General features: G+C 60.0%; 20 protein-coding genes. 16 read left to right on the top strand and 4 right to left on the bottom strand.

The window, feature by feature from the left end; all coding sequences use genetic code 11:
* Window positions 1-43: 43 nt before the first annotated feature.
* The 7 genes from cspD to VE009_RS04495 all read left to right on the top strand — a co-directional run bounded on the left by cspD (window position 44) and on the right by VE009_RS04495 (window position 8,133).
* Window positions 44-244, top strand: coding sequence for a cold-shock protein CspD (gene cspD / locus VE009_RS04525; protein WP_325006216.1), 201 nt, complete (start codon window positions 44-46; stop codon window positions 242-244).
* 131 nt (window positions 245-375) lie between these two features.
* The gene (locus tag VE009_RS04520; RefSeq protein WP_325006215.1) at window positions 376-1,707 is read left to right on the top strand and encodes an ATP-binding protein; all 1,332 of its coding nucleotides are present in this window, start codon (window positions 376-378) and stop codon (window positions 1,705-1,707) included.
* Between the two features lie 75 nt (window positions 1,708-1,782).
* Entirely contained in the window at window positions 1,783-3,399 is a 1,617-nt protein-coding gene (locus VE009_RS04515; protein ID WP_325006214.1) for a DEAD/DEAH box helicase, read from the top strand.
* A 612-nt stretch (window positions 3,400-4,011) separates the two neighbouring features.
* Entirely contained in the window at window positions 4,012-4,533 is a 522-nt protein-coding gene (locus tag VE009_RS04510; protein ID WP_325006354.1) for an SRPBCC domain-containing protein, read from the top strand.
* A gap of 128 nt (window positions 4,534-4,661) precedes the next feature.
* Window positions 4,662-6,926, top strand: coding sequence for a DUF6273 domain-containing protein (locus tag VE009_RS04505; protein WP_325006213.1), 2,265 nt, complete (start codon window positions 4,662-4,664; stop codon window positions 6,924-6,926).
* A gap of 35 nt (window positions 6,927-6,961) precedes the next feature.
* Entirely contained in the window at window positions 6,962-7,489 is a 528-nt protein-coding gene (locus VE009_RS04500; protein ID WP_325006212.1) for a YfiT family bacillithiol transferase, read from the top strand.
* Window positions 7,490-7,551: 62 nt separating this feature from the next.
* Window positions 7,552-8,133 carry a thioredoxin family protein gene (locus VE009_RS04495; RefSeq protein ID WP_325006211.1) on the top strand — a complete coding sequence of 194 codons (582 nt, stop codon included), beginning with the start codon at window positions 7,552-7,554 and terminating at the stop codon, window positions 8,131-8,133.
* Window positions 8,134-8,164: 31 nt separating this feature from the next.
* On the opposite strand, the gene VE009_RS04490 is transcribed toward VE009_RS04495, so the two are convergent.
* The 4 genes from VE009_RS04490 to VE009_RS04480 all read right to left on the bottom strand — a co-directional run bounded on the left by VE009_RS04490 (window position 8,165) and on the right by VE009_RS04480 (window position 11,353).
* A complete protein-coding gene (locus tag VE009_RS04490; protein WP_325006210.1) occupies window positions 8,165-8,656 on the bottom strand; it encodes a hypothetical protein in 492 nt (163 codons plus the stop codon).
* Window positions 8,641-9,462: a YdcF family protein gene (locus VE009_RS04485; RefSeq protein ID WP_414694780.1), complete on the bottom strand. Its 822-nt coding sequence runs from the start codon at window positions 9,460-9,462 to the stop codon at window positions 8,641-8,643. The genes VE009_RS04490 and VE009_RS04485 overlap by 16 nt, the downstream gene beginning before the upstream one ends.
* A 191-nt stretch (window positions 9,463-9,653) precedes the next feature.
* Window positions 9,654-9,806 carry an aspartyl-phosphate phosphatase Spo0E family protein gene (locus VE009_RS27190; protein ID WP_414694777.1) on the bottom strand — a complete coding sequence of 51 codons (153 nt, stop codon included), beginning with the start codon at window positions 9,804-9,806 and terminating at the stop codon, window positions 9,654-9,656.
* Window positions 9,807-10,063: 257 nt separating this feature from the next.
* Window positions 10,064-11,353, bottom strand: coding sequence for a glycoside hydrolase family 18 protein (locus tag VE009_RS04480; RefSeq protein WP_325006208.1), 1,290 nt, complete (start codon window positions 11,351-11,353; stop codon window positions 10,064-10,066).
* Window positions 11,354-11,599: 246 nt separating this feature from the next.
* On the opposite strand from VE009_RS04480, the gene VE009_RS04475 reads away from it, so the two are divergent.
* From VE009_RS04475 to VE009_RS04435, 9 genes are all read left to right on the top strand, one after another.
* Entirely contained in the window at window positions 11,600-12,814 is a 1,215-nt protein-coding gene (locus tag VE009_RS04475) for an MFS transporter (RefSeq protein ID WP_325006207.1), read from the top strand.
* Window positions 12,815-13,246: 432 nt separating this feature from the next.
* Window positions 13,247-13,477 carry a hypothetical protein gene (locus VE009_RS04470; RefSeq protein WP_325006206.1) on the top strand — a complete coding sequence of 77 codons (231 nt, stop codon included), beginning with the start codon at window positions 13,247-13,249 and terminating at the stop codon, window positions 13,475-13,477.
* A gap of 219 nt (window positions 13,478-13,696) precedes the next feature.
* The gene (locus tag VE009_RS04465) at window positions 13,697-14,290 is read left to right on the top strand and encodes a TetR/AcrR family transcriptional regulator (protein ID WP_325006205.1); all 594 of its coding nucleotides are present in this window, start codon (window positions 13,697-13,699) and stop codon (window positions 14,288-14,290) included.
* A 4-nt stretch (window positions 14,291-14,294) separates the two neighbouring features.
* On the top strand, window positions 14,295-16,397 hold the full coding sequence (locus tag VE009_RS04460; RefSeq protein WP_325006204.1) for a chemotaxis protein CheA: 2,103 nt from the start codon (window positions 14,295-14,297) through the stop codon (window positions 16,395-16,397).
* A 45-nt stretch (window positions 16,398-16,442) separates the two neighbouring features.
* Window positions 16,443-18,146 carry a methyl-accepting chemotaxis protein gene (locus VE009_RS04455; protein ID WP_325006203.1) on the top strand — a complete coding sequence of 568 codons (1,704 nt, stop codon included), beginning with the start codon at window positions 16,443-16,445 and terminating at the stop codon, window positions 18,144-18,146.
* Window positions 18,147-18,182: 36 nt separating this feature from the next.
* Window positions 18,183-18,671, top strand: a complete 489-nt coding sequence (locus tag VE009_RS04450; RefSeq protein WP_325006202.1) for a chemotaxis protein CheW — start codon at window positions 18,183-18,185, stop codon at window positions 18,669-18,671.
* A gap of 51 nt (window positions 18,672-18,722) precedes the next feature.
* Entirely contained in the window at window positions 18,723-20,429 is a 1,707-nt protein-coding gene (locus tag VE009_RS04445) for a methyl-accepting chemotaxis protein (RefSeq protein WP_325006201.1), read from the top strand.
* Between the two features lie 6 nt (window positions 20,430-20,435).
* On the top strand, window positions 20,436-21,248 hold the full coding sequence (locus VE009_RS04440) for a protein-glutamate O-methyltransferase CheR (RefSeq protein ID WP_325006200.1): 813 nt from the start codon (window positions 20,436-20,438) through the stop codon (window positions 21,246-21,248).
* Between the two features lie 14 nt (window positions 21,249-21,262).
* Window positions 21,263-22,285 (top strand): chemotaxis response regulator protein-glutamate methylesterase, encoded by a 1,023-nt coding sequence (locus tag VE009_RS04435; RefSeq protein WP_325006199.1) that lies wholly within the window; start codon window positions 21,263-21,265, stop codon window positions 22,283-22,285.
* Window positions 22,286-22,297 lie beyond the last annotated feature (12 nt).

Here is a 22,297-nt window from a genome sequence, read left to right as displayed (position 1 = left end):
GGAAATAGATCTAAGGGTAAAACACATTTTGGAGGTACGTTATATGCAAACAGGTACGGTTAAATGGTTCAACTCGGAAAAAGGCTACGGCTTCATTGAGGTTGAAGGCGGAAGCGACGTATTCGTTCACTTCAGCGCAATCGTCGGCGACGGCTACAAGTCCCTGGACGAAGGCCAGCGCGTAGAGTTCAACATCGTACAAGGCAACCGCGGCCCGCAAGCCGAGAACGTTGTAAAACTGTAATAAACGAAGGGCGCCTCGACGGCAACGTCGGGGCGTTTTTTTATTTCTTCCTGTATTCAAGTTGTCCAAATTACGGTAGAATGGTTATACAAAACCTTCTACAATGGAGCAGCTTGGGGGCGGGGAGCGCAATGGGCACAAGAAAAGGCATTTCGCTAACAAGTAAACTGACGGTCCCTTCGGGATCGCATATTCTATATTTCCACACTAGTCAAGAAATGTATTTGCAAAATGCGGCGTCCTTCATTCGAAAGGGCATCGAGCTGGAACAGATCGTTCTCTTCATCGATACGCCCGAGATTTGCGACAGCGTTCGGCGCGTTTTGGAAAAGGACATTTCGCCGCGCGTGCTGGATCTGTTTTTGTACCCGATCGATAGAAATATGTTCTACCGTACATATGAAGATTTCCACTTCGAACGCATTCTTGAAAACTTGGACGATTTGGTCGTGCCCCACGTTCGAAACCAGAGCGATTTGCGGTTATGGGGTCATGTCGATTGGAAAGACGGGCAGGATGTTTTGAAGGGGCTGCGCGAATACGAATGCAAAGCGGACCTGGCGCTGAACGAGGCGGGATATTTGACGGTGTGCGCCTATGACGGTAACCGGGTGCCGGCGGCGATCCAAAACGAGCTGTTGAAAACGCATGAATATTTAATGACTGATGATGCGCTCGTCGTCTCAAGTTTGTACAGGCATCGGCTTCATCGCGATACGACGTTTCCGACGTTGTCCGCGCAGGCGGAATTGGAGTCGGAGATGGATTTATATAAGCAAAAGCTCGACTTCGTGCATGTCGTGTCGCACGAGGTCCGCAATCCGCTGACGGTGATCAAAGCGTACGCGAGGCTCGTCAGCGACAACGTCGAATCGCCCCGCGACCGCGAGCGGTTGAAGGCGATTATCGACTACGTCGACCTGATCGACAACGAAATTTCGCACATCATTAATACCGAAGAGATGCTGTCCTCGGAGGCGCTGTGGCGGCGGCGGCTCGTTTTGCCGAGGATGCTGCTCGAAGAAGTAATGGCGATGATGCAGATCAAAGCGCGGACGCAAAACATCGAGCTGTCTTACGAGCTGGTGCTCGACGGGAAAGAAACGCTGCTCGCGAACGCGACCGGCTTTAAGCTAATTATCTCCAACCTCGTCAGCAACGCGATTAAATACAGCCATGAAGGCGGCCGCGTGCAGTGCCGGGTCGAAGCGCGGAACCAACGGCTGCATGTCTTCGTACGCGACGAGGGCGTCGGCATGACAAGCGAGCAAGTGTCCCGCTTGTTCCGGAAATACGAGAAGATGAACGAAGAACGAGGCGGGCAGGGCATCGGCTTATTCATGGTCAAGAAGCTGGTCGATCATTTCGAAGGGGAGATCGAAGTGGTCAGCTCGCCGGGGGTCGGCACGAAGGTGCAGGTGTCGTTCCCGCTGCGCTCCGCCAAAGTCGAAGCGACCGTCTAAGGGAAATGTTTCATGTATCCCGGTTTTCGGGTACACTGTAACGTATACCTTAAGGATGGAATCGAGGAAACTATCGTGACAAATCGTTTTGAAGCGTTAGGAGTGCGCGGCGCGCTCGCGGAGGCGCTGCAGCGCAGCGGCATCGCGACGCCGACGCCGGTGCAAGAGCAGGCGATTCCCGCGCTGCTGTCGGGGCACGACGCGATCGTGCAGGCGCAGACCGGGACCGGCAAGACGCTGGCGTTCGTGCTGCCGATTTTGGAAATTATCGATCCGAAGCGCTCGTCCGTGCAGGCGCTCATTTTGACGCCGACGCGGGAGCTCGCGATCCAAATTACCGAAGAAGCGAAGAAGCTGGCGTCTACGATCGGCGCCGGCGTGCTCGCCGTGTACGGCGGGCAGGACGTCGCGGCGCAGATGCATAAGCTGAAGGGCGACACGCATATCGTCGTGGCGACGCCGGGGCGGCTGCTTGATCATTTGCGCCGGGAGACGCTGCACCTCGGGCACATCTCGATGCTCGTGCTCGACGAGGCGGATCAAATGCTGACGATGGGCTTCTTGAACGAGGTGGAGGACATCATCCGGCAATGCGCCACCCAGCGGCAGACGATGCTGTTCTCGGCGACGATGCCGGGTCCGGTGAAGCAGCTGGCGGCGAACTACATGAAGAAGCCGGTAGACATCCGGATTAAGACGCAGAACGTGACGCTCGACGACATCCGCCAAATCGTGGTGGAGACGACGGACCGCGCTCGCCAAGCGACGCTGTTCCGGCTGATCGAGACGTACCGGCCGTACCTCGCGGTCGTGTTCTGCCGGACGAAAATTCGGGCGAAGAAGCTGAACGAGGCGCTGCAGGCGAACGGCTTCGAGTCGGATGAGCTGCACGGCGATTTGACGCAGGCGAAGCGGGAGGCCGTCATGAAGCGGTTCCGCGATGCGAAGCTGCAGGTGCTCGTCGCCACGGACGTGGCGGCGCGCGGACTTGACGTGGAAGGCGTCACGCACGTGTTCAACTACGACGTCCCGGTCGATACGGAGACGTACATCCACCGCATCGGGCGGACGGGCCGGGCGGGACAGTCCGGCGTCGCGGTGACGCTGCTGGCGGCGAAGGACCGCGGTGCGTTCGCGCGCATCGAGGAGCGCATCGGCCAGCGGCCGGAGCGGCGCCGGATGGAGGAGTTCGGCGTCGGGGCCGAGGCGATGCCGGGCTTCGACGCGGAGCCGTACGGCGACGACGAGGACGAGGACGAGGGGATCGCGCGGCGCTCCGAGAAGACGTACGGCTACGTCGGCAGCCGGCCGGCGGCTCGTACGGCGGGCGGCGCACGGACGGGCGGAAGGCCGGGTGCGCGGGCAGGCGGACGGCCGGGCGAGCGCCGGGGGCCGATCGTGAAGGCGGGCCCGGGCACGCGCGCGAAAGCGCCGGCTTCGCTGCGCGAACGAGCGGCCGGCGGCGACGCCGCTGCGAAGCCAGAGCCGCGGCGGCCGGGCGCGGCCGCAAGGCCGGGGGCGCCGGCGAAGCCGGGGCGTCCCGGCGCGGGCAAGCCGCGGGCGAAGACGTCCGCGAAGCCGGACCGGCGCGCCGATTGGGGCCGCGGGGGTTCGCGGGCCGGCGGCGGCAAACCGGGCGGCGGCAAGCCGGGCCCCGGCGCGGGCCGGCGGGGCGCGGGGCGCGGGCGGTAAAGCGCCGTCCCCCGCGCTGCGTACAGCCGTCTTCGGCGAACGCGGTGCCAATGGGCGAATTCCGAAAGGGGTTCGCCTTTTTTTGAGCAGAGCGAGCCGCTGTTACGAGAGCGACGGCGGGCACGGCATGATGTTCCGCGCGTTCGACGGACGGCTGTCCTTGGCGCTGCATAGGCCGGACAAGACGCTCGACGATCGACCGGTTGAAAGCAGTATAGTTGATGAAGCGACGGCAGCCTTTTGCTCCGTCGCTTTTTCGTTTTCGCATAGCGTTACGAGTTGTCCGTTATTTTGCGGTTTGGACCGAAATGAACCCCGATAGCGGAACTAGGCGTCCGTTATTTGGCGAAATACGGCGCGAAAAGTCGTACAACCACGGTTTAGCGGACAACTCGTTCCGTTATTTCGCCTTGTACGGGGGTTCTTTGAAAATAGCGGACAATGAATTCCGTTATTTTGTTTGGATCGTCCCTACATTGATAGAAGTCTTACTGTAAATATTCCTTGACAGGAATATTCCCTTTTCAGTATATTAAGAATACAACGAGAACGAACGGGAAGTCCGGCGGGAGGCGTCGAGGGAAATCATATACTTTCAGGAGGAATGGAATGATGACGAACGGAACATCGCAAATGACGCATCGGGTGGAGGGCACGGAGCTCATATTGGAGCGGACGTTCAACGCGCCTCGCGCGCTCGTCTTCGAAGCGTTCTCGAAACCAGAGCATTTGAAGCATTGGTGGGGACCCCGGGGCTGGACGCTGCCGGTATGCAACGTCGACTTTCGTCCGGGCGGCTCCTGGTTATATTGCATGAAATGCGAGGACGAACGGCAAGAGGGCTTTTACGGCATGGAGGCATGGGGCAAAGCGATTTATCTCGAAATCGTGGAGCCGGAGCGGATCGTGATGGAAGATTATTTTGCGGATTCGGAAGGGAATCCGGTGGAAGGGATGCCTATTTCGATCTCTACGATCGAGTTCGTCGAGGAGAACGGCAAGACGAAGCTGCTTAACCGCACTCGATATGCATCGGCGGAAGACCTGCAGAAGGTGCTCGACATGGGCATGCTGCAAGGGATCGGCGAGACGTGGGATCGACTCGACGAGCTGCTCGTGCAGCTGCGAAAGTAACGCGCTGCGAGGCAGTACGCCTCGCGCATTGAGAAAGCCGCCGGCGCCGCCGGCGGCTTCTTCGCCGTGCGGTTGGAACGCGGACGGAAGGGAAATCCTAGGAGGAAAAACCATGTTCGGAGGGGCCGATGCAACGGAAGCGTTTCTTGCTCGCATTCTTGGTTTACGCTGTCGTCTTGTCCGCGACGCTGTTCCTTCCGCCGTTCGTCGGGCTGGCCGACAACAGCGACTACGCCCGCGTGGCGCAGCCGCTCGGCCTTGTCCCGAACGAGCATCCCCGCTACTTCCACGCCTACCGCGAGTACGCGATCGCAGGTGCCTCGGCGACGGACGATTGGCGGACTGCGGTTCGCCGCATCGTCGACCCTGGCGTGGACAACGAGCTCGGCTACGTCAGCTCGCAATTTCCGGTCATCCAAGCGGCGATGCTGCTGAACGATGCGGCGAAGCGGCTTGCGGGAGGGGATCCGACCGTCTTCGATATTCGGTTCCTCGGGGTTTTGTATGTGTTGCTGCATGCGGTTGGCCTCGCTTTGATGACGTCGTATGCGGGCAATTTCCGCACGCGTCTCGCGTACGGGCTGCTTGCCCTGCTGATGCTGTGCGACACGGGATATGTCCTCTATTTTCATTCCCTCTACGGCGAAGCCGTCATTCTCGCCTCGGCGACGCTCGTCTTCGGCTGCGCCGCGTGGATGTTGCACGGCGCGCCGAATGCGCGTCTGCCGATCGCGCTGTATTTCGCCGCCTGGTTTTTGTTTACGGGCGCTAAGGTCGCCAATGCGCCGGTCGGCCTGTTGGGGGCGCTCTTCAGCGCGTCGTTCTTGTTCGTGCGCAAGGACGTCCGCTCCCGGCTTATGATCGCAGCCGGCAGCGCGGCGCTGCTCGCGTTCTCCGTCTGGTTTTTGGCGAAGACGCCGCTGTGGATGCAGCAGGTGAACCATTACCAGGCGATTTTCTACGGGGTGCTGAAGGACTCGCCGAACCCGGCGGCCGATGCGGCGGAGCTCGGCCTTCCGCCGGAGTACGCGGCGCTGGCGGGCACCCACGGCTACATGCCGGACGCCCCGTACGACATATATGGGGAAGCGTTCTCGAAGGCGGTGTACGAGCGCGCGACGTATGGAGATATCGCGCTCTTTTATTTGAAGCACCCTGAACGCTTGATTGCCAAGCTGCGTCTGTCGGCGGAGAACGCCGTCTACTTACGTCCGTCGTACTTGGGCAATTACGAGCCGGACGAAGAGCGGGAGCGGTTCCAGTTCGCGGAACGGCTGTCGCTGTGGGAGCGGGCGCGCAAGCAGGCGGCGGGCTCCGCGTTCGGCATCGTCGCGGCGGCGTTCGCGCTGTATGCGGCGGGGCTGCTGTACCGGGCATGGGGATGGCTGCGCGCGCCGTCGAAGGATGCCCGGACGGGCGTCGCCCTGTTGGGCTTTGCCCTGTTGTGGGGGACGGCGGCGCTGCAGCTCGCGGTGCCGGTGCTCGGCAACGGCGAAGCCGACTTGCAGAAGCATATGTTTTTGTTCTCGGTCTGCTTCGACCTGCTGCTCGTTTCGGGTGTCGCCTGGTGCGTCGGGCGGGTTCGCGTGCCGCGGACGACGCGAGCGCGGGCGGCGGCAGGGGCGGCGGCGGCCGCGGCGCTCTCGGCGGCGCTTGCGCTCGCGCTGGCCGGCGGCGCCGGGCTTCCTCGAGCGCAGCCCGCCGGCGCGCCGGCCGCGCTTGAGCCGGGCGTCCTCGTCCGATTCGGCGCATGGCGCGGGGAGCCGCTCTATTGGACGGTGCTGCGCGTCGATGCCGAGGAGGGGGCGCTGCTGTGGGCGCACGGCGCCGTCGCGGCGATGCCCTTCGATGCGTCGGACGAGCGGCTGCCCGGCGGCGGCGCGGACGACTACGGCTCGAACGATTGGGAGACGTCCGACGTGCGCCGCTGGCTGAACGGGCCGTTCCTCGCCGAGGCGTTCTCGCCGGAGGAGCGCCGTCTCATCCAGCCCGCGCGGCTCGTCAACGCGGTGGCCGCCGCGGACAAAGGGCGCAGCCAAGGCGGCGATCAGCCGCTGTATTGGTCGAGCGTGCCGGCGCGGGCGGAGCAAAATTACGCGAGAGCGTACTTCCGCGAAACCGAGGACGCGGTGTTTCTGCTCGACGTCCGGCAGCTGTCGCGGTACGCGATCGAACGCGGCCTCGCGCCGGCGAAGGGCGGACATGGGACGGGCGTGGGCGGTGCCAAGCCGTATTGGCTGCGGACGCCGTACGCGAGCAGCGCGAGCATGGTCCGCATCGTCAGCGAAGACGGCTTCGTCTACCACCGGGACGCCTCCTCGGGAGCGGTCGGCGTCGTGCCCGCGCTTTACTTGGCCCCGGGGGCGCGAGTGCCGACGGCCGCCGCGCCGTGATATACTTGGGAAAACATGGCGAAGGGGCTGGAGCGATGCAGGACGATTTGCGTTATCCGATCGGTCATTACGCGCGTACGGAGGGGGCTTCGCCGCGGCAGCGGGAGGAATGGATCGCGGAGATCGCCGCGCTGCCGGAGCGGCTGCGGGCGGCGGTCGCCGATTGGACGGAGGAGCGGCTCGAGACGCCGTATCGCCCCGGCGGCTGGACGGTGCGGCAGGTTGTCCACCATGTGGCGGACAGCCATATGAACAGCGTCGTTCGGCTGAAGCTGGCGCTGACGGAGGAGCGGCCGACGATCAAGCCGTACCGTGAGGAGCGGTGGGCCGAGCTGGACGACGCCCGGACGATGGACGTCGGCGTATCGCTTGCGCTGCTCGGCGCGCTGCACGCCAGGTGGGTGAACGTGCTGGAAGGGTTGAGCGAGGAGCAGTGGGCGCTCGCGTTCGTCCACCCCGATTCGGGACCGACCGATCTCGCGAACCACGCGGGCCTCTACGCTTGGCACGGCAATCACCATTTGGCGCAGATTACGAAGCTGCGGGAACGGATGGGCTGGTAGACAGCCGCGTCCCCTTGTGGAAAAATAGGGGAGAAACCATTGACGAAGGAGCGTGCTTGGACATGGCATTCACGTTGCCCCTGGGCGAGCGGGCGCCCGACTTTTCGCTGCCCGCGACGGACGGCAAGACGTATTCGCTGCGCGATTTCGCGGACGCGAAGGCGCTCGTCGTATTTTTCACCTGCAATCATTGCCCGTACGTGATCGGCTCGGACGAAGTGACGCGCGCGACCGCGGAGAAATACATCCCGCAGGGCGTCGCGTTCGTCGGCATTAACGCGAACAGCGTCAACACGAAGCCGGAGGATTCCTTCGAGCTTATGGTCGAACGGATGCGCGAGCATCGGTTCCCGTGGACGTATTTGCGCGACGAGACGCAGGAGGTCGCCAAGGCGTATGGGGCGCTGCGGACCCCGCATTTCTACGTGTTCGACGCGGACCGGAAGCTCGCGTACACCGGCCGAGGCGTTGACCAGCCGCGCGACACGAGCAAGATGACCGTGAACGATCTCGACAACGCGCTCGCCGACGTACTGGCCGGCAGGCCGGTGGCGACGCCGCTCACGAACCCGATCGGCTGCAACGTCAAATGGGACGGCAAGGACCCGCATTGGATGCCGGTCGAAGCGTGCGATTTGGTATAAGCGCGCCTCCCCGTAGGACGTTACAAAACAACTACTTATAAGACCATAATATAAGCCATTCGCCTTCGTGCTTCGCGACGAACACATCTTGAACGAGATCGAAGGTACCGAACTTACTCTTGTAGTGCTGGACGACGGGCACCCGATACACCACGTCGATGGGCGGAGCGTCGGGCTGCATAGACATCGTCCAGCCTTCCATTTTTTTCGCGGCTCCAAGCTCGTACTCGAAGGTCGTTACCCCGAAGTGCTGCATGAACACATGATTGCGGTCTTGGATATAATGATTTTTTTCGAATTTCGCCTTCATGTTCGGGTGGAACAGTTCCCAAGCTTCCGCAAAATTGCTTTCTTTCTCGAGACTGTAGAACGTATCGACCACGTCCTTCGCCGCTTCCGAATCATGGCTGCCGAACATTTTGCTCACCAGAAAGAAGCACACGATCGCGAGCAGAACGATGACGACGCCTTGGATCGGCACCCCTCTAGCCATAAGCTGTCTTGCCCTCAATCTCCTTGCCATGAGACATCCCTCCATACCTTATAAAAGGTATGTCCCCGGTACGGCGCATATGCGGCGCCGCCTTTTAGGAATCTTGCCGCGAAAATTCCCAAATACTCTTTTAAAGCTAAACTGGTTTTATCCAAATTTGTCGGTGTAAAGCTATGAAGGTGCGGCGTCGTCCCTTTGCTTACATGATAGTCCGTCGGATAAGGAGTAACCTGAATGCCGGCGTTGCCGAAGTGAATGACTGCCCTTTCCATATGGAAAGCCGACGTCACGAGGATCGGTTTTTTGAAGCTGCGGCTGCGCAAAATGTCGGACACGTATTCGGCGTTTTGTTCGGTGTTTACCGATCTGTTTTCGACGATGATGCGTTCAGGCGGCACCCCGAGGCTAATCAACTGCCTCTCCGCGATTTCCGCCTCGTTCCCAGTGTCTTCGAACACCTGGCCGCCGGAAAGGATGATCGGGTAACCGGTCTTCGAATGAATTCTAGCGGCTGTAATGATCCGATTCGCCGCCGGTCCCGAGAGGTTGCCTTCGCCGTCGACATCCGGCGTGCGTCTTGTCGCGCCGCCCCCCAAGACAACGATGACATCGCCCGAAACGACTTGCGGCGGGGCGTACTTATTTTCTAGCGACCCTACGAGCAGATTGCCGATGAAGCCGGTCGAAGAAAGATAAAAGAGGAATGTAACCAACAATAAGAAGGAAGAAACGGCTTTCTCGCGATTCCGCAAACGCCACGCGCCTATGAGCAGCAGCACAATGAAAATCCCGGGAGGCAGGATAAAGCTGTAGATGAATTTGACGACGTAAATGATTTCGTTCGCCCCCTTGTTAACGGAAGAAATGGTTACCAAGGTGATACTTTAAATCATTGGGCTCCCAAAGTCACGAGGCTCGTCTTAAAAATGAACGAGGGATTCCATAAACCAACGCGGAAGAGGGGGGTTGATAGGGGGACAACATAGTCGGGCCGCCCTTGCAGGGGCGGCCCTTTTTGCATTCCTCGTTACAGCGGATGAGATTTCATATGAAGGACAATCAACTCGTCTAGGTCGCAGGAGAGCTTTAATACGGCAGGGTGCTGAAGGTTTAGATTATGCTTCTCCGCCTCTTTAAGCAGCTCTTTCTTCAGAGTCTTAATTTGTTCCGGTATGTTCAAGGCTAAACACTCCCACCGACGGTTTTATATCTCTTTATTGGCAATATTGTACATGCCGGGTGGGCGTTGGTAAATACCCATTTCAAATAATTACAATTGTCATGAAATTTTGTTTCAAGGCCTCTATGTCGAATACTGCGGAAACGAAGAAAAGCCTGAATTTTCGCGGGAAACCTTGAATTGGCGGGGATTGCATGACAAGGCCTCAAGCGCGGAGGCTTGAGGCTTTGTCGAAATGCGCTGCAGCCCGAGAGGGCTTATCTTCTTTTCGTCACCGTGAAATTGTCCGCGAGCAGCAGCCAGTTTTGCGGAAAGCTCAGTCCAAGCTTCCAATAGCTGATGCCGCGCAGCCCGAGCTCTTTGATCAGGTTGAACTTCGCCTGAATGGAGCGGGCGTCCTCGAACCATACCTCATGCGTCCGTCCGGCGTCGTCCCAATACGTGAAGTGCGGCGCCTGCGCCGTATAATCGTACTCGATCGCTACGTTCTCGCGGCGCGCGAGCGCGATCGCCTCTTGGGGGCTGAGCGCCCGCGCGTATTGGCCGCCGGCGACGTACGGCAGCGTCCAATCGTAGCCGTACAAATTTTGCCCCATCATGATTTTGCTGCCCGGCATTTCCGTCAGCGCGTATTCGAGCACCCGGCGCACCGGCCCGATCGGCGATACCGGCATCGCCGGCCCGCCGCTGTAGCCCCATTCGTACGTCATAATGACGACGAAATCGACGATCCGCCCGTGCGCCGCGTAATCATGCGCTTCGTACCAGGCGCCTTGCTGCGCCGCGCTCGTCTTCGGCGCCAGCGCCGTCGAGACGAGGAAGCCTTCGCGGTGGAGCCGCTCGACGGCACGCGTCAGAAATCGGTTATACGCCTCCCGGTCCTCCGGCCGCAGGAACTCGAAGTCGAAATGGATATCCTGGAAGCCGCTTCGCCGCGCCGTGCCGACGATGTTGTCGAGCAGCCTCGTCTGGACGGCGTTGTCGTTCAGCAGGATGCGGCCGAGCTCCGCGCTGAATTGATCGTTCTCGAGATTCGTGACGACCATCATCAGCGTGACGCGCTGCGACGCGGCGATCGCGCCGAGTCCGTCCAGCGGCGGAGCCGCGAGCGATCCGTCGCGCTGCGCCCTGAAGCTGAACGGCGCGAGGTACGTCAGCAGCGGCGCCGCTTCCCGAGACGACGCTTGCAGCGCCGGCGACACGGTGTCGCCCCGCGGCTCGACGTAGGCGTTCGTTTCGATGCCGCGCTTCGGACGGGGCGGGATGTACAGCCGGAGTCCGACCGGCAGCGTCTGAGTCAGGCCGATCTGATTGACGGCGGCGAGCTCGGCGACCGGCACGCCGAACTTGCGCGAGACGGAATACAGGCTGTCGCCCGGCTGCAGCCAATAATATGAGCCTACGATCGGGATGACGACGGCCTGCCCGACGACGAGCGAGTCGGCGGGGTTCAGCTGATTCGCCTCCGCGATAGTTTGCACCGGCACGCCGTACGCCTGCGAAAGGCCATACAGCGACTGTCCCGGTTGAATGACATGAATTTGCATGGGTTCCGTTCCTCCCGAACAGTGAGTTTCTCTGCAACATATTCGGGGGAACGCCCATGGGTGTTGCGGAACGCGAAAAAAACGGCTGCGGCGGCGAACTCGGCGACTGCGCGGACGGCAAGGCTCGACAGCGCTCCGGAAGGCGTTTTTTACAAGAAAATGCTAGTTGCGAATTCATGCGATCCATGGGATTCTTCAATAGGAGCTAACAAAAAATACTATATGGAATGAAGGTAACAGCCGACCATGTTAGAACGTACGCATACGGCCCGCTTCGGCTTGCAGATGAGCCCCGACGCGTGGAACAACTTCCGCTGCGATTTCGCGGCGGCCACGCTGTTCAGCGTGTTTAACGTCGTGTTCAACCAGTTTTATCTGCCGATGGCCATTCAGCAGGGAGCGAGCAATTTGCAGGTCGGATTGCTATCCGCCGCTCCGGCGATCGGACTGCTCTTTTCGCCGCTGTGGGCCGGCTGGATCGAACGGACCAATCCGAAACCGTTCGTCATTTGGCCCAATCTCGTCGGCCGGGCGCTGCTCGTGCTGCCGGCGTTCTTCGGCGTGCCGTGGGTATATGTCGTTACCGCGCTGGCGTTCCACTTGCTCATGGGCATCCAAGCGCCGGCTTACGCGTCCCTGATGACCCGCATTTATCCGGGGTCGATCCGCGGCAGGTTGATGGGCTACGTACGGGTGGCGATGGGGCTGCTGATGATCCCGATCGCGTACTTCGTGGGCCTCTGGATCGATCTGGGGGGACCGCAAGGGCCGCTGCTGCTCGCTGCCGCGACGGGGCTGCTGTCGATCTCGATGTTCTTCGGGCTTCGCTCGTCGGAGCCGGTGCCGGAGCGGCCGGCGGGGACGAGGCGCGCGTCGCTCAAGGAGCAGTGGGCGGTCGTGAAAGAAAACAAGCCGCTGGCGATTTTCCTCGCCGCGACGACGTTCTCCGGGTTCGGCAACATTCTCGTGCAACCGCTATATCAAATTATTCAAGTCGAATATCTGGACTTGACGAACGTACAGATCGGCTACGCGCGGATCGCTTACTTCGTCTGCCTGATCGTCGCGCTGCTCGTCGTCGGATGGGCGGTCGACCGGTATCCGCCGGAGCGGACGCTCACATACGGCATCGCCGCGTTCGGCGCCGCGCCGCTGCTGTACGGCTTATTCGGCAACTACCCGGCCGTGCTGGTCGCGAGCGGCGTCCAAGGCATCGGCGACGCCATCTGGGATATCGGCATCCTGGCCTATGTATTTCGGATCGCGCCGGGACGGGAAGCCGTCGTGTTCGGCATCCATTTGCTCTTGTTCGGCATCCGCGGTTCGTTCGGACCGATCCTGGCGACGGCGCTCGTGGACGTCATCCCGATCGCTTCGATCTTATTATTCGCCGCGGCGTGCGGTTTTATCGGTACGGCGCTGTTTTGGAAGGGCAATCGCGAAAGGCTGAAGGCCGAATAAAATGGACGACCCCCGATTCCTAAAAGGAACGGGGGTCTTATATGTGTACTAGCGCAACCGCGTATGTCGATTCCGAATGTCACTTCACGAAAACAACGAAAGCCCTGCCTCTCGATCGTCCTTGCGGTTCCTAGACCGCGCCAGTGTGGATTTCGTGTTCCTTCCAGCAGCCGAAAAAAAGGAAATGAACGAGGATGGGATGGATCCTACATCTGGGGAACTTCCATAAGGGGTTACACTTACAATAAATCATAATACCATGTTGTACGAAGTAATGCAAGAAAAATCTGAAAAAGGGAAAAAACTCGGATGACCGCGCGGAATGCTGGCGACTCTTCCAAGAAAAATCGGCAAACTCAACAAATTTTCATGCAATTTTAAGCTTCTTCGTGTATCATGTTTTCATAGTGTTGTTAGTTGGGAGATGATGGTATGCGTACATTTATAGAAATCCAAGAACGGGTCGTACCGGTCTATTCCGATGAGGTGCAGGGCACGAAAAAAATCAAGCTCCTCTCCCATGCCTTGAAGGAAAAATCGCTCCACGGCCGCAAGGCGATCAAGCAATCGCTCAATTCCCTCATCAGCATCGAAATCGTCGATTCCGATGCGATATTGCATACGTATAACGAGCAAGATTCCATCGCGTTATCCTTATATTAGACCAAGCCGCTTCCCGCGCGAAACGCCGTTCCCGGACCTGATCCGGGAGCGGCGTTTTTTTGTTCCTGCGCTAACAGTTCGTGTAAAAAATGTTTCAAAAAGCTTAAAAATTGAAATTTACGCGCGTCATCTGCGTTTGACTAAAAATTCCCACGGCAATTATTGTTAAGGGCATGAAATGTAGTTAGTGACCGTTCACTCACCTTGGGGGGCGAATCCATGTCCGAGTATTTGCCTCGCAAAGAGCGGATTACGCTGTCGGCGATCGACATCATTCACGAGCTCGGGCTTCAAGGGCTGACGACGCGCGAAATCGCGAAGCGCGAAGGGGTTTCGGAGGCTGCATTATACCGGCATTTTAAAAATCGAGACGAAATCGTCGCCGCCGTCGTGACGTATTACGGAAGGTTCGACCAAAGCATCGTGAGAACTACAGAACAGCTCCAAATGGAAGCGCTTCCCGCCGTGCTGTTCATCACCGGCCGCCTCGCCGAATATTACGAAGGCTATCCCGCGGTAACCGCGATCGGCATGGCGTTCCGTTCGCTGCAGAGCGATCGGACGTTCACGGAGCTGACGACGGATATTTATCGATTTCGCACCGAGACGGTCGAGCGCTTGCTGCGGCAGGCGGAGAAGGACGGCGCATTGCGCCCGGCGGCGAAGCCGGAGCTGTTAAGCTTAGTGATTTGGAGCGCGTTTTATTCGCAAGTGAACGATTGGCGGGCCGCCGGTTACCGGTACCCGTTAGCGGCGAAATCTTCGGAGACCATTTCCATGCTATTGGAACTGGCAGTGAAACAATCGGGGTGACTTCATGGCAGAGCAAGGCAAGCGAGAACCGATGTTCGAAATGTTTTTGTTCGAATCGAATCAATTGATCGAGCAGCTCGAACAGACGATCTTGGACGTGGAACGAAACGGGCGCATGACGGAAGAGCAGGTCAATCAAATTTTCCGAGTCATGCACACGATCAAAGGTTCCTCGGCCATGATGATGTACAACCATATTTCGGAGCTGTCTCATTACACGGAGGATTTGTTCCACTATTTGCGCGAGCATCCGGCGGCGAACGGCGATCCGACGCGCCTCACCGACCTCGTGCTTTCCGTGTCCGACGCGATGAAGGGCGAGCTGCGCAAAATCGACCGGGGCGAAGAAACGAAAGACAGCTTCGAGGATTTGATTCAAGAAGTGAAAGCGTATGTCGCGGTGCTGAAGCGGCCGCGCGCGGAGACGGCAGCGGCGGCGGCGGAAACCGTTCCGCAGGCCTCCCTTCAGTCCGCCCCGCAGGCCGCCGCTCCGCAGCAGTACTACGTCCGGTCGCTCCCGGACGGCGCGGGCCCGAGCGCGATCCGATACGAGGCGGTGCTGCGCTTCGCGGAAGATTGCGGGATGGAAAATATCCGCTGCTATTCGGTGGTTCATAACCTGAAGGAAATCGCGGAGATCGAGAACTACGAGCCCGCCGACATCATGATCGACCATGAAGGCAGCTCGGAGCGCATCCGGCAGCACGGCTTCCGCGTCGCTTTCTCGACGCCGCAGCCCTACGACGAAGTGAACGAGTTTTTCGGCACCGTCAGCTTCCTCAGCAAGGTCGAAATCGCGACACAGGAAGAAGCCGCGCCGCTCGCCCCGGAGCCGAGGCCGGAGACGTCCGGCGAGGAGGCGGCGGCAACGGCCGCGGAGACGCCGGGGTCAGCCGAGCAGCCGAAGAAGGCCGCGCAGGCGTACGACGCGCTCCCAAGCACGCAGAGCCATTTCTTCAGCGTGAACGTCGAGAAGATGGACAAGCTGATGGATCTCGTCGGCGAGCTCGTCATCTCCGAAGCGATGGTGACGGAGCATCCCGAACTGAAGCATCTGCAGCTTGACCAATTCCTGAAGGCGGCGCGCCAGCTTCGGAAAATTACGGGGGAGCTCCAAGACGTCGTCATGTCGATCCGGATGGTGCCGCTGTCGGCGACGTTCCAGAAGATGACCCGCCTCGTGCGGGACATGTCGAAGAAGCTGAACAAGGACGTCGCGCTTCACGTCTCCGGTCAGGAGACCGAGGTCGACAAGAGCGTCATCGAACAGCTGTCCGATCCGCTCATGCATATGATTCGCAACAGCATCGATCACGGGATCGAGACGCCCGACGAGCGCAAGTCGGCGGGCAAGCCGGCGGCCGGGGCTGTACATCTCGAAGCGCGCAACGCGGGCGGCGAAGTGTGGATTACGATTCGCGACGACGGCCGGGGGCTGAACAAGGAGCGCATCTTCGAGAAGGCGAAGACGGCCGGACTGTTATACAAACCCGAAGAGGAATACACCGACCGCGAAATTTATTCGATGATTTTCCTGCCCGGCTTCTCGACGAAGGAAGCGGTGACCGAGTTTTCCGGCCGGGGGGTCGGCATGGACGTCGTCAGCCGGAACATTCAGGCGCTCGGCGGCACGATTCACGTGGAGAGCGCGGCGGGCAAAGGGACGACGATGATCGTCAAAATTCCGCTGACGCTCGCGATCATCGACGGCATGACGATCAAGGTCGGCGATTCCCGGTTTACGGTGCCGACGGGCAGCATCCGCGAATCGTTCCGGATCGCCGAAGACGACATCATCCGCGACCCGGACGGCAACGAAATGTTGCTAATTCGCGGCCGGTGCCACAAGCTGCTGCGGCTGCACGAGCGCTTCGCGCTGCAGACGTCCGTGCGCACGCTCGACCGCGGGATCATGCTCATGGTGGAGCACGAGGACGAGGCGGTGTGCCTGTTCGCCGACGAGCTGCTCGGCAAACAACAGGTCGTGGTGAAGGCGCTTCCCGCCATTTTGAAGCGAGTGAACGGCATATCGGGTTGCACGCTGCTCGGGGACGGCAGCATCAGTCTTATTCTGGATGTTTCCGGTTTAATGCGGCCAGGAGCTTAACCGCGAACGGAAACCCAAGTTACTGACTCTGGAGGGATTAACGCAATGGGATGGTTTTATAACCTTAAAATTTCCGCAAAATTGGTGTCTGCATTCATTCTCATTGCGATGGTCGCCGGCGCGGTAGGCGTCGTCGGCATCATTAACATTCGAGACATCGACCATCGGGACACGGAGCTGTTCGAAGATAATACGATAGCGATCAGAGACATGGCGTTATGGCAGGAGAAATATAACAGTGCGCGCATTGTCTTGCGGGATGTCATTCTATCGACGGACCCCCAACTGCAGCAAGAGAAGCGGACGAGAGCCACAGTGCTGCTAGACGAAATGCAAGGGCATATGGCCGACCTAAAGGGGGGATTAACCCACGCGGACGTCATTGCCGAATTAAATCGGCTAGAGGCTGCGGAGAGAGAATATGCGGCGATCATGGAAAAGATGATGCAACTGGCCTTGACGGACCGCCGTGAGGAAGCTATTCGCTTACTCCACCAAGAAAGCGCTGACGAAGTGGATCGCGTCAACCAAATCAGCGACACGCTCTTTTCGATGATCACGGAAGACGCGCAGGAAAAGGTGCTGGACAACACCGCGATCGCAAATCAGGCAACCGTCGTGATGATTGCGATCGTCGCAGTCGCTATGGCTCTCGCCGCCGGACTCGGGTTGTGGATCGCCCGCATCATTAGCAACCCTGTTCGAACGCTGGTCGATGCCTCCCGAAAGCTGGCCGACGGCGATATGAACGTGGAGGTCGAGGTTCGTTCGAAGGACGAGCTCGGCGCGCTCGCGCAGTCGTTCACGACGATGGCGCACAGCATGAACGCCGTGCTCCAGAACATCGCGAACGCGTCCGAGCAGGTCGCCTCCGGGTCGCGCCAAGTGTCCGAGGCGAGCCAAACGCTGTCGCAAGGGTCGACGGAGCAGGCGTCCTCGATCCAGCAGTTGACGGCGTCGATCGAACAAATCGCTTCCCAGACGAAGCGCAACGCGGAGAACGCGGAAGAGGCGAATCGGCTCGCGCTGTCGGCGCACGCGGACGCGGAGCTGGGCAACGACCGGATGAAAGAAATGCTGGCCGCCATGGAACAGATCAACGACTCGTCGGGCAACATTTCCAAAATTATTAAGGTCATCGACGAAATCGCATTCCAGACGAACATTTTGGCGCTGAACGCGGCGGTCGAAGCCGCCCGCGCCGGACAGCACGGCAAAGGGTTCGCCGTCGTCGCGGAAGAGGTGCGGAATTTGGCGGCGCGCAGCGCCAATGCGGCGAAGGAAACGACGGCGCTGATCGAAGGCTCGATCAAAAAGGTCGAAGTCGGCACGAAAATCGCGACCGAGACGGCTCAGGCGCTGGACCAAATCGTCGATGGCGTCAACAAGGCGGCGAGCCTTGTCGGTTCGATCGCGGTCTCTTCGAACGAACAGGCGATCGGCATCTCGCAAGTGAATCAGGGCATCGCGCAGGTGTCCGAAGTCATTCAAGCCAACTCGGCCACTTCGGAGGAGTGCGCGGCGGCGAGCGAGCAGCTGTCGGGTCAATCCGATCAGCTGAAGCAGATGGTCGGCCAATTCCGATTGAAGCGGGGAGCGGGCGAGTCGCCGCGCGGCTTCGTTCGCAAGCCGGGCACCGCCGCTGCTGCGAAGGCCGTCCTGGAAGCGGGGCAGCTCGAAGCGGCGGCCGCGGCGGCGGGCAAGACGAAAATTGTGCTCGACGAAGACGATTTCGGCAAATACGAGTAAAGCCGGCGCAGCGGCTGAGGAAGGAGAATAACGACGATGACCGAGCATATGTTGGAAAGCCCTGAATGGGAAGAGGATACGCTGAAGGGGAAATTTCTCGCCTTCACGCTGGGCGCGGAAGAATACGGAATCGAAATCAAATACGTGACCGAGATCATCAATATGCAGCCGATCACGGTCGTGCCGGAAGTTCCCGTATTCATGAAAGGCATCATCAACTTAAGGGGGACGATCATCCCCGTCATGGACGTCCGGCTGCGCTTCCGCAAGGAACCGCGCGAATATAACGACCGGACGTGCATCATCGTCATCCATTTCGAGGGGACGACGATCGGGCTGATCGTGGACGCCGTAGCGGAGGTGCTGTCCATCCAGGACAGCGATATCGTCGACCCGCCGAAAATGAACCAGGCGAGCCAGCGTTACATCCGCGGCGTCGGCAAAGTGGGCGATCGCGTCAAGCTGCTGCTCGACTGCTCGAAGCTGCTCACCGACGACGAATTAACGCAAATTCAGGCCGGATGACGGGCTGGTATAAACATTCAACGACAAACTCGTAAAGGGAGCGTGTCCCCCATGAAATGGTTTCGAAATGTAAAACTTGGGACGAAGTTGATTTCCTCATTCATCGTTGTCGCGTTGATCGCGGGCGTGATCGGCGTCATCGGTTCGATCAATATGAATCGGCTGAATACGATGGAAACCACACTCTATGAGAGCAATATGAAAAAAGTGTTGTATATGAGTCGATGGCTGGAAGAGTTTAATACGATTCGGACCATCATTCGCGATATATACATTTCTAACGACCGCGATTACCAAACGACGAAAAGGGCGGAAATCGCCGAAATTCAGAAGCTGATGGACCAGTATATCGTTGAATTCGAAGCGCGCGTCGAAAGTCAGCTCGGTCACGATCTCGTTGCGAAACTTCGGACGCAATTGGTCGACTATCGGAAAGATGTCGCAAGCGCGCTCGACCTGTCCATGGAGGGCCGGAAAGCGGAGGCGGAAGCTCTAATTTACGGACCGCTGCTGGACAAAGCGGTAGCTTTGGACGCGACGGCGACGGAGATGGTCGACGACGCAGTGGATCTTGCGACGGCTATGGATAAGACATATACCAAAACCGCGGATACAGCCACAGTCCTGATGCTCGTGCTCGCCGCCGCCGGCATGATTCTCGCCGTCGCGCTCGGCCTCCTGATCGCCCGAATGATCAGCCGTCCGATTCAAGCGCTCGTCGATGCGTCCAAGAAGGTGGCCGACGGCGATATGAACATCGACATCGTCGTCGACTCGAAAGACGAAATCGGCACGCTGGCGCAATCGTTCGCGGCGATGACCGACAGCATGAACGATGTGCTCCACAACATTACGAGCGCTTCCGAGCAGGTCGCTTCGGGCTCTCGCCAAGTGTCCGAAGCGAGCCAGACGCTGTCGCAGGGATCGACGGAGCAGGCTTCTTCGATCCAGCAGCTGACGGCGTCGATGGAGCAGATCGCGTCGCAGACGAAACAGAACGCCGTGAACGCCGAGCAGGCGAACCAGCTGGCCATCGCGGCGAGCACGGACGCGGAGCAGGGCAACAACCAGATGAAAGAAATGCTGGCGGCGATGGAGCAGATTAACGAGTCGTCCGGCAATATTTCCAAAATCATTAAGGTCATCGACGAAATCGCGTTCCAGACGAACATTCTGGCGCTGAACGCGGCCGTCGAGGCGGCGCGCGCCGGCCAGCACGGCAAAGGGTTCGCCGTCGTCGCCGAAGAGGTGCGCAACCTCGCCGCTCGCAGCGCGAACGCGGCGAAAGAAACGACGACGCTCATCGAAGGCTCGATCAAGAAAGTGGAGGCCGGCACGAAAATCGCCAACGATACGGCGCAAGCGCTGGAGAAAATGCGCTATGGGGCGGATCAAGCGGTGAAGCTCATCGGCTCGATCGCGACGGCGTCGAACGAACAGGCGATCGGCATTACGCAGGTGAACCAAGGCATCGCGCAGGTGTCCGAAGTCATCCAAGCGAACTCGGCTACGTCCGAGGAGTGCGCGGCGGCAAGCGAGGAGCTGTCCGGCCAATCGGAGCAGCTGAAGGCGATGGTCGGCCGCTTCCGCTTGAAGCGGAGCGCCTCCGCGCACCGCGGCGGCGAAGGCGGCTTCGCGGGCAACCGGTCCATCTACGCGCGGATGGCGGCGTCGCCGGCCGCTCTCGAAGCGGCCGCCGCTTCGGCGGGCAAGCCGAGAATTCAGCTGGACGACAACGATTTCGGCAAGTACGAGTAAAGGTCCATGTTGACGGCGATTACCGAGCAAGAGTACAAGGCGCTGGCGGTTTACATCAAGAGGCATCTCGGCATTCATTTGGGCGCGGAGAAGAAGTCGCTCGTGCAAAGCCGCCTGCTGCCGGCGTTGGAGCAGCGAAGGCTGGAGAGCTTCGGGCAATATTTCAATTACCTGGAGCGCGACGCGACCGGGGCCGCGCTCCGCGAGCTGGCGGCCCGGCTCACGACGAACCATACGTACTTTTACCGGGAGTCGGAGCATTTCCGATTTCTCGCGAGCCGCGTGCTGCCGGAGCTGGAGCGCGCGGTGACGTCCAGGGATTTGCGCATCTGGAGCGCCGGCTGCTCCTACGGGCAGGAGCCGTATACGCTTGCCATGCTGCTCGCGGACTATTTCGGCGACCGGAAACTGTCGTGGGACACGAAGGTGCTCGCGACCGACATTTCGCCGAAAGCGATTGAAGAAGCGAAGCGCGGCGTGTATAAGCAAGAGGATGCCGAGCAGCTGCCGGAGCGGTGGCGCAGGGCGTACTTGCAGCCGCAGGGCGAAGGGCTTTGCGCCATCAAACCGCTCATCAAGAGCGAGGTGCTGTACCGGACGCTGAACTTGATCCATCCGTTCCCGTTCCGCAAGCCGTTCCACGTCATTTTTTGCCGGAACGTCATGATTTATTTCGACGCCGAGACGCGGAACGCGCTGCTTCGGCGGTTTTACGAGGCGCTCGCGCCGGGCGGATATTTGTTCGTCGGTCATTCGGAATCCGTCAGCCGGGAAGAAACCGACTTTCATTATGTGATGCCGGCGGTGTACCGGAAGTAAGGAGGCGGCGCAGCATGAGCAACCCCATCAGAGTGATCGTCGTCGACGATTCGGCGCTGTTCCGGCATGCGGTCGTCCAAGGCCTCGCGCCCTATCCGCAAATCGAGGTCGTCGCGACCGCGGCCGACCCGTACGAGGCGCGCGACCGCATCTTGGAGACGGAGCCGGACGTTATGGTGTTGGACGTCGAAATGCCGCGAATGAACGGCATCGTCTTTTTGAAAAAACTGCTTCCGCAATATCCGCTGCCGACCGTCGTCATGAGCTCGATCGCCGAGCACGTGTTCGAGGCGCTCGAATGCGGAGCGGTCGATTTTATCGCCAAACCGGGGGGCGGAGGCAATCCGTCCCTCTTTATTCGGGAGCTGCAGAGCAAAATCCGGATCGCCGCGCGGGCGACGCTCGCGTCTCCCGCCGCGCCGGAAGCGCCGACGGCGGCCAAAGAGCGGTCCCGGACCGTCTCGGCGTCGTTCGACTGCATCGCGATCGGCGCGTCCACGGGCGGAACCGAAGCGATTCTGTCGGTGCTGCGAGGGCTTCCGCCCGAGAGCCCCGGCATCGCCGTCGTGCAGCATATGCCGCCGGGGTTTACGAGAAGCTACGCCGAACGGCTGAACCGCGTCACGGGGTTCGACGTGAAGGAGGCGGAGAGCGGCGACACGCTGACGCCTGGGAAGGTATTGGTGGCGCCGGGGAACCTGCAGATGAAGGTGGCGAAACGGGGCTCCCGGCTGGCCGTCGAGGTGTTCGAAGGGCCGAAAGTGAGCGGCCACTGCCCGTCGGTCGACGTGTTGTTCGAGTCGACGGCGCGTCTGCTCGGCCCGCGGGCGATCGGCGTCCTGCTGACCGGCATGGGCAGCGACGGCGCCATGGGCTTGCTCCAGATGCGCCGCAGCGGCGCCCGCACGTTCGGCCAGGACGAGTCCACCTCGGTCGTGTACGGCATGCCGAAGGTCGCCTACGACATCGGCGCCGTCGAGAAGCAGGCGCCGCTCACGTCCATTGCCGCGGGCGTCAGACAGTTGCTTTGGAATTAACGCAATCGAGGT

This window comes from Paenibacillus sp., from assembly GCF_035645195.1.
GTDB lineage: Bacteria > Bacillota > Bacilli > Paenibacillales > YIM-B00363 > Paenibacillus_AE.
Note: the sequence above shows the minus strand (reverse complement) of the source record. Positions and strands in the feature narration are given on the sequence as shown.